Source organism: Micropruina sp., assembly GCF_047607385.1.
GTDB lineage: Bacteria > Actinomycetota > Actinomycetes > Propionibacteriales > Propionibacteriaceae > Micropruina.
This window is the reverse complement of sequence record NZ_JASGDE010000003.1, coordinates 1-6,521: the sequence shown is the minus strand read 5'-3', so window position 1 is coordinate 6,521 and position 6,521 is coordinate 1. Positions and strand designations below refer to the sequence as shown.

The 6,521-nt window shown below is 72.3% G+C and carries 7 protein-coding genes; 5 read left to right on the top strand and 2 right to left on the bottom strand.

Annotated features, from left to right (window positions below):
- Positions 1–805, top strand: an 805-nt coding sequence (locus QM582_RS00095; RefSeq protein ID WP_415080644.1) for a hypothetical protein, incomplete at its 5' end; no start/stop codon positions are given.
- Here the strand turns inward: QM582_RS00095 and QM582_RS00090 are convergent.
- Positions 760–1,710 carry a hypothetical protein gene (locus tag QM582_RS00090; protein ID WP_415080642.1) on the bottom strand — a complete coding sequence of 317 codons (951 nt, stop codon included), beginning with the start codon at positions 1,708–1,710 and terminating at the stop codon, positions 760–762. The genes QM582_RS00095 and QM582_RS00090 overlap by 46 nt on opposite strands.
- A 196-nt stretch (positions 1,711–1,906) precedes the next feature.
- On the opposite strand from QM582_RS00090, the gene ddaH reads away from it, so the two are divergent.
- The 4 genes from ddaH to QM582_RS00070 all read left to right on the top strand — a co-directional run bounded on the left by ddaH (position 1,907) and on the right by QM582_RS00070 (position 5,184).
- Complete coding sequence (gene ddaH, locus QM582_RS00085) at positions 1,907–2,698, top strand: dimethylargininase (protein ID WP_415080640.1); 792 nt, start codon at positions 1,907–1,909, stop codon at positions 2,696–2,698.
- A gap of 14 nt (positions 2,699–2,712) precedes the next feature.
- On the top strand, positions 2,713–3,384 hold the full coding sequence (locus QM582_RS00080) for an HAD family hydrolase (RefSeq protein ID WP_415080638.1): 672 nt from the start codon (positions 2,713–2,715) through the stop codon (positions 3,382–3,384).
- A gap of 37 nt (positions 3,385–3,421) precedes the next feature.
- The gene (locus tag QM582_RS00075) at positions 3,422–4,075 is read left to right on the top strand and encodes an HAD family hydrolase (RefSeq protein ID WP_415080637.1); all 654 of its coding nucleotides are present in this window, start codon (positions 3,422–3,424) and stop codon (positions 4,073–4,075) included.
- A 155-nt stretch (positions 4,076–4,230) separates the two neighbouring features.
- A complete protein-coding gene (locus QM582_RS00070; protein ID WP_415080635.1) occupies positions 4,231–5,184 on the top strand; it encodes a proline dehydrogenase family protein in 954 nt (317 codons plus the stop codon).
- A 56-nt stretch (positions 5,185–5,240) separates the two neighbouring features.
- On the opposite strand, the gene metB is transcribed toward QM582_RS00070, so the two are convergent.
- Positions 5,241–6,401 carry a cystathionine gamma-synthase gene (metB, locus tag QM582_RS00065; RefSeq protein WP_415080633.1) on the bottom strand — a complete coding sequence of 387 codons (1,161 nt, stop codon included), beginning with the start codon at positions 6,399–6,401 and terminating at the stop codon, positions 5,241–5,243.
- Positions 6,402–6,521: the final 120 nt, after the last annotated feature.

The window sequence follows — 6,521 nt, the reverse complement described above, 5'->3', positions numbered from 1 at the left end:
TGGCGCCGGCGACCCGGTCGCGGCAAGCCCGGACGCCGCGCGCACCGGCGCTCGGCGTCCGAACGACGGCGGGGTGGGCCGAGCGGTCGCCATCGGCGCCATGATCGGCCTGATCGTGCTGTTCCTGGCCTGGTTCTTCCTGGCCCGGCAGCCCGGGGACCCGACCCGCGCCATCCCAGTCCGCAGCACTCCCGTGGTCTCCACGCCGGCACCGACCCCCACCCCCACCCCGTCGGTCAGCCCGACCCCGAGCGCGTCCCGGTCGGCGACGCCGACCCCCACCCGGACCCGAACCAGCACCCCGACGCCGACGCCCACGCCGACCGCGTCCAGCCCGACCCCGGACGGCGACCGCAACGACGCCGCGAACCGGCTCGGCTGGACCTTCCTGATCGACGGACTCGGACCGGTGAAGCTCGGCCTGGACTGGGCCGACGCCGCCGAACTCGGCGTGCTGCGGCAGGTCCCGACCGCCTGCAGCGCGCAGTCGCCGACCGAGCTGCTCGGCGACGTCCGGGTGTACGCCGCGAACGGCCGGGTCAGCGCCATCGACATCCGCAACCCGGCCTTCGCCAGCGGCCGCGGCGTCCGGATCGGCACCCCGCTGGCCAACCTGCAGGCCATCTACGGCGACGAACTCAAGCCGACGGTGATGACCGACGCCGGGGTGAGCGTCAACCAGTGGGCGCTGACCAGCCGCAGCCAGTACCTCGCCTACCTCGTCGACGGCGCCGGCCGGGTGACCCGGATCGCGATCGGCTACCGCGGCAAGGACGGCTCGATCACGCTGCCGCCACCCTGCTGAGCCGCGGCGCCGAGCAGCGGAACCAGGGCGCCCAGCACCGGGAACGAGTGCCACAGCGGATGCCCGAAGCCCGGCACCTCGATGGTGACGCCCGACTCCGGCGCGGCCTCGTGCAGCGCCCGGAAGGACGCCTGATGGCACAGGTCGCTGCTCCCGCCGCGGACCAGGCTGATCGCCAGCGACCCGTCCAACGGCAGCTCCCCGGGCAGATGCGGCTGGGCGAGCACCCGTCCGATCGCGACCAGGTCGGCCGCCCCGTAGCGCACCCAGGGCTCGCGCAGCTGCCGCCGCCGCAGATGCATCACCCAGTCGTGCGGGTGATTGGTGGCGTAGCTGGCCGGCTGGCGCAACACGTCCGCCAGGTTGTGCAGTTCGAGGGTGAGCAGGTTGCGCGACAAGGTGGCCACCGGTTCGATCAGCGTCACCGACCGGATCGCGGCCAACCCCTGCCAGCGGCGCAGCGCGGCAACCGCCAACGAGCACCCGGTGGAGTAACCGATCAGGTCGACGCTGGCCGGCACCGGGCGTCCGGCGATCGCCAGGGCGGCCAGCTGGTAGTCGACCATCAGTTCGGCCCAGGGGCCGATGTCGCCGCGCATCATCGGCTTCCGGACGGCGCCAGGCAGCGGGTCGCCGAAGCGGCTCATTCCGGGGATCTCGGTGACCAGCACCGGCTCGTCGAAGGCCGTCCTCAGCATCCGGCACTTGGCACTCTCCCACGGCCCGAGCGGGGTGTTGAAGCCGGGAAAGTAGACCAGCAGGCGATCGGTGTTCTCCGCCGCGACCAGCATCGCCTCCAGCGGCGGACGGCGCTCGCCGAGCCGCGCGACGAACTGCAACGCGGACCCGGCCGGCTTCGACGGTTCCCGCGTGACATCGACCGGAAGGGTGTTCAGGTCGCGCATGAACCGATGCTAACGGGACGCCGCCGGCGCGGGGCCGGATCCGGCCGGATGGGCCGCCCACCTGCTGCGCCGGATTCGGCCGGATCGGGCCGGAACGCCGTTCCGACCCGCGGCGGCGCCGTCCGCGGCAGCTGCCCTGTCCGTCGACGGCGCGGCGGCACCCCGAAAGTGCGACACAACGGCCAGACTGGGGCTCGTGCATCAGCAGCGAGCTCTCGTACGGCGCCCCTCGCCCCGACTGGCCGAAGGGCTGCTCACCCATATCCAACCCCAGCCCATCGATGTCGACCGCGCCCTGCAGCAATGGCAGGGCTACCGGGACACCCTGGAGGCCAACGGCTGGGAGACCATCGAAGCGCCCCCGGTGGACGACTGCCCCGACGGGGTGTTCATCGAGGACACCATGGTCACCTACGGCGACGTGGCGGTGATCTCGCATCCCGGAGCCGTCGAACGCCGCGCCGAGATCCCCGGCGCCGAGCTGGCCGTCCGCAGCCTGGGCTACCGGATCGCCCGGATCACCGAGCCCGGCACCCTGGACGGAGGCGACGTCCTCAAGCACGACAACATCGTCTGGGTGGGTATCGGCGACCGCACCAACAGCGAGGGCGCCCGGCAGCTGGCCGCGGCCCTCGAACCGCTGGGCGCCCGGGTGGTGGAGGTGCCGATCATCAAGGTGCTGCACCTGAAGTCGGCGGTGACCGCGCTGCCGGACGGCACCGTGCTGGGCCATCCCTCCTTCGTCGACGATCCCGGGTTCTTCCCGAAGTACCTCGAGGTTCCCGAGCCGGACGGCGCGCACGTCGTGCTGCTGAACGAGAACCGGCTGCTGATCTCGGCGTCCGCACCCAAGACCGCGCAGCTGCTGGCCGACCGCGGCTACACCATGGTTCCGGTCGAGATCGACGAGTTCGAGAAGCTGGAGGGCTGCGTCACCTGCCTGTCGGTGCGGTTGCGCGGCCTGGGCGAGCCGCCCGCGGCCGACTGAAGGCGGGCCTCGGCATGACCCAGGCGGTGATCTTCGACCTGGACGGCACCCTGACCGACACCGAGAAGGTCTGGGACGAGGTCCGGCGCGACCTGGCCGCCCAGGACGGCGTGGCGTGGACCGAATCCGACAGCCGCGCGGTGATGGGTGCCAGCACCCGGGAGTGGTCGACGTACATGGCTGAGGTGGCCGGGATCGGCGCCAGTCCGGCGATCGCCGCGCAGCGCACCATCGACGGGCTGCTGGAGCGTTACGACCGCGACCTGCCGGTGCTTCCGGGGGCGTCCGAGGCGGTCCGTCGGCTGGCCGAGCACTGGCCGCTGGGGTTGGCGTCCTCGTCGCCGCGGATCCTGATCGAGCACGCCCTGGAAGCCCTCGGGGTGCGCGACCTGATCACCGTGGTCCGCTCCACCGAGGAGGGCAGCGGTCGTGGCAAGCCCGCCCCGGACGCCTTCGAGTGGGTCGCCGAACGGCTGGACGCCGACCCCGCCCGCACGGTCGTGGTGGAGGACTCCGGCAACGGCATCCTGGCCGGACTGAACGCCGGCATGCGGGTGGTGGCGGTGCCGCGTCCGTTCCTGCGCCCGCCGGACGACCTGCTGGCCCGATCGGCAGCGGTGCTGGACCACCTCGACGAACTCACCGTCGAGTTGGTCCGCGGCCTGGGTTCGGGCGCCGCGGAATAGTCGCACCGGGGGCGGCGAGGGACCGTAGGCTGCCGGGGTGATCACTGCGTTCTGGGACATCGACGGCACCCTGGTGCAGGCCCCGAAGGGCCGCGCCGACCTGTTCCGCGCCGCGGTCGAGGCACTCGGCGTCGAACCGGTCGACCCGCCCGGATCCCGGCACGGCTTCACCGATCGCCGGCTCGCCGAGGCGCACCTGGCCGCCGCCGGCGTGACCACCACTCGGGTCGACGAATACCTCGGCGTCCTCGACGAGCTGTCCGCGGAGTTCTACCGGCGGACGCCGCGCGAGCCCGTCCCCGGCGCTCGGCAGGCCGTGCTGCTGACCCGGGACGCCGGCTGGCGCAACGGCCTGCTCACCGGCAACACCCCGCTGCGGGCCCGGACCAAGCTGCAGACCTCGGGCTTCGACCTGGACGCCATCGACTGGACCTGTTTCGCGTCCGGCGGCTTCGTCAGCGACCGGGCCGAGCTGGGCAGGCAGGCCCGGGCACTGGCCGGCGAGGGTCCGCTGGTGGTGCTCGGCGACACCATGCAGGACGTGCTGGCGGCGGAGGCCGCCGGGGCCGCCTTCGTCGCGGTGAACACCGATCCCGCCGTGCTGGCCACCATCGCCGGCGCCGCGGTGCTCGCGGTCAGCACCCTGGCATCGCCGGAGTTCGCCGACTTCGTGCACAGCTATCGCGGCTGAGCGTTCGGCGGCCCAGCCGCGGAACCGGGCGTCCGCGTCCGGGAAACAGGGGCGGCCAAAGCTGGGCCCGTGCCGGTAGGGTCTGTCACATGTCGCGCCACCGCGACCGCGGACCATGATGTGCCCGGCCGTCGAGTTCCAGCGGAGGAGGCCAGATGCTGAAAACCATGCTGCTGGGACTGTCGCGAGTTCCGGCGATGAAGCGGGCCGTGACCGCCTTTCCGCTGACCCGCCGGGTGGTCGACCGGTTCGTCGCCGGCGAGACCGTGGACGACTGCCTGCGGGTCACCCGCGAACTGCTGGCCGGCCGGCTGCTGGTCACCATCGACTTCCTGGGTGAGGACACCACGACGGCGGCGCAGGCCGACCGGGTCACCGACACCTACGTGGAACTGCTGGACGCCCTGGCCGCGGAAGGACTCGCCGACCGGGTCGAGGTGTCGATCAAGCTGTCCGCGCTCGGCTCGCAGTTGAACGGCGGCTACGAGTTGGCCCTGGACAACGCCCGGGTGATCTGCGGCGCCGCCCAGCGGGCCGGCACCACGGTGACCGTCGACATGGAGGACCACACCTCGACCGACGCCACCTTGCGAACCGTGCGGACCCTGCGCGCGCAGTACCCGTGGGCCGGTGCGGTGCTGCAGGCCATGCTCTACCGGACCAGCGCCGACTGCCGCGAACACCTCGGCGAGGGACAGCGGGTGCGGCTGTGCAAGGGCGCCTACGCCGAGTCGGCGGACCTGGCACACCACGCCAAGAGCGCCATCGACCGCAACTACAAACGTTGCGCCACCCTGCTGCTGCACGGCGCCGGGCGTCCGCTGTTCGCCACCCACGACGGGGCGATGATCGAGCACGTGCAGGCCGAGGCGAACCGGGCCGGGCGGACGCCGGCGTCCTACGAGTTTCAGATGCTGCTGGGGATCCGGGCGGACGAGCAGCGCCGGCTGGCCGGGCTGGGGCATCCGGTGCGGGTCTATGTGCCGTTCGGGACCGACTGGTACGCCTATTTCATGCGCCGGCTCGCGGAGCGACCGGCCAACCTGCTGTTCCTGCTGCGGGCCCTGGTCGAGCGTCCTGGCAAGCGGCGGGTGACGTCCGGGTTCTGAGTTCGAGCCGCCGGTTGGGCGTGTCCGTGCCGGCGCCGGCTGAGCCGCCCTGAACCTCAGCGCAGCAGATCGAGCGCCCCGGACAGGTCGGCCAGCAGATCGTCGATCTGCTCGATGCCGACGCTGAGCCGGATCATTCCCGGGGTGATCCCCGCGGCCAGCTGCACGTCCGGCGGCATCGAGGCATGGGTCATGCTGCTCGGGTGCGACACCAGCGACTCGGTGCCGCCCAGCGACTCGGCCGGACAGAACAGGGTCAGCCCCTCCATGAAGGTCTTGGCGGCGTCCAGCCCGCCGTGCAGATCGAAGGTGACGATGCCGCCGAAGAGCCGCTGCTGCGCCGCCGCCAGGGCATGCCCCGGATGCCCGGGCAGGCTCGGGTGGTGCACCGCGGCCACCGCCGGATGCCCGTCGAGCAGGCGCACCACCGCGGCGCCGTTGCTCTCGTGGATCGCCATCCGGGCGTGCAGCGTCCGGAGTCCGCGCAGCACCAGGTAGGAGTCGAAGGCTCCGCCGGTGACGCCCAGGCAGTTGGCCCACCAGGCGATGTCGTCGGCGACGGCCTGGTCGGCCGCCACGATCGCGCCGGCAACCACGTCGGAGTGGCCGGCGATGTACTTGGTGGCGGAATGCACCACCAGGTCGGCGCCCAGTTCGAGGGGCCGCTGGCCCAGCGGGGTGCAGAAGGTGTTGTCGACCACCACCGTCGCCCCCACCCGATGGCCGTGCCCGGCCAAGGTGGCGATGTCGGTGATCCGCAGCAGCGGATTGGACGGGCTCTCCAGCCACAACACGGTCGGACGCCGGTCGTCGATGACCTGCCGGGCCGCCACCGGGTCGGTCAGGTCGGCCAGCACCAGGTCGATGTTGCCCTTGCGGGCCAGCGCGTCGAACAGCCGCCAGGATCCGCCGTAGCAGTCGTGCGGGGCGACCAGCACGTCGCCGGGGCTGAGCAGTGCGGAGATCACCGCGGTGATCGCCCCCATCCCGCTGGCGGTCACCACCCCACCAGCGCCGCCCTCCAGGCCCGCGATGGCGTCCGCCACCGTGCTGCGGGTCGGGTTGCCGCGGCGGGCGTAGTCGAAGGGACGCGGCACCCCGAACTCGGCGAAAGTGTAGGTGGTGCTCAGGTAGATGGGCGGCACCACCGCGCCGTGGGTCAGGTCGGTGTCGATCCCGGCCCGCACCGCACGGGTGATCGGCGACGGCTCGCTCATCATCGTCCTCTCGGGCGGGCTGGCAGGTGTCCGCCGACGGGCCGCGTCCACCCCTCCCCTGCGCTCGCCTAACTATTTTCTGCTCGCGAAGCTTCGCGAGCAGAAAATAGTTAGGCGAGC

Bases quoted from the DNA above. Each gene is read 5' to 3' on its own strand.
- QM582_RS00090 (WP_415080642.1), bottom strand. From the start codon at position 1,710: ATGCGCGACCTGAACACCCTTCCGGTCGATGTCACGCGGGAACCGTCG.
- QM582_RS00080 (WP_415080638.1), top strand. From the start codon at position 2,713: ATGACCCAGGCGGTGATCTTCGACCTGGACGGCACCCTGACCGACACC.
- QM582_RS00070 (WP_415080635.1), top strand. From the start codon at position 4,231: ATGCTGAAAACCATGCTGCTGGGACTGTCGCGAGTTCCGGCGATGAAG.
- metB (WP_415080633.1), bottom strand. From the start codon at position 6,401: ATGAGCGAGCCGTCGCCGATCACCCGTGCGGTGCGGGCCGGGATCGAC.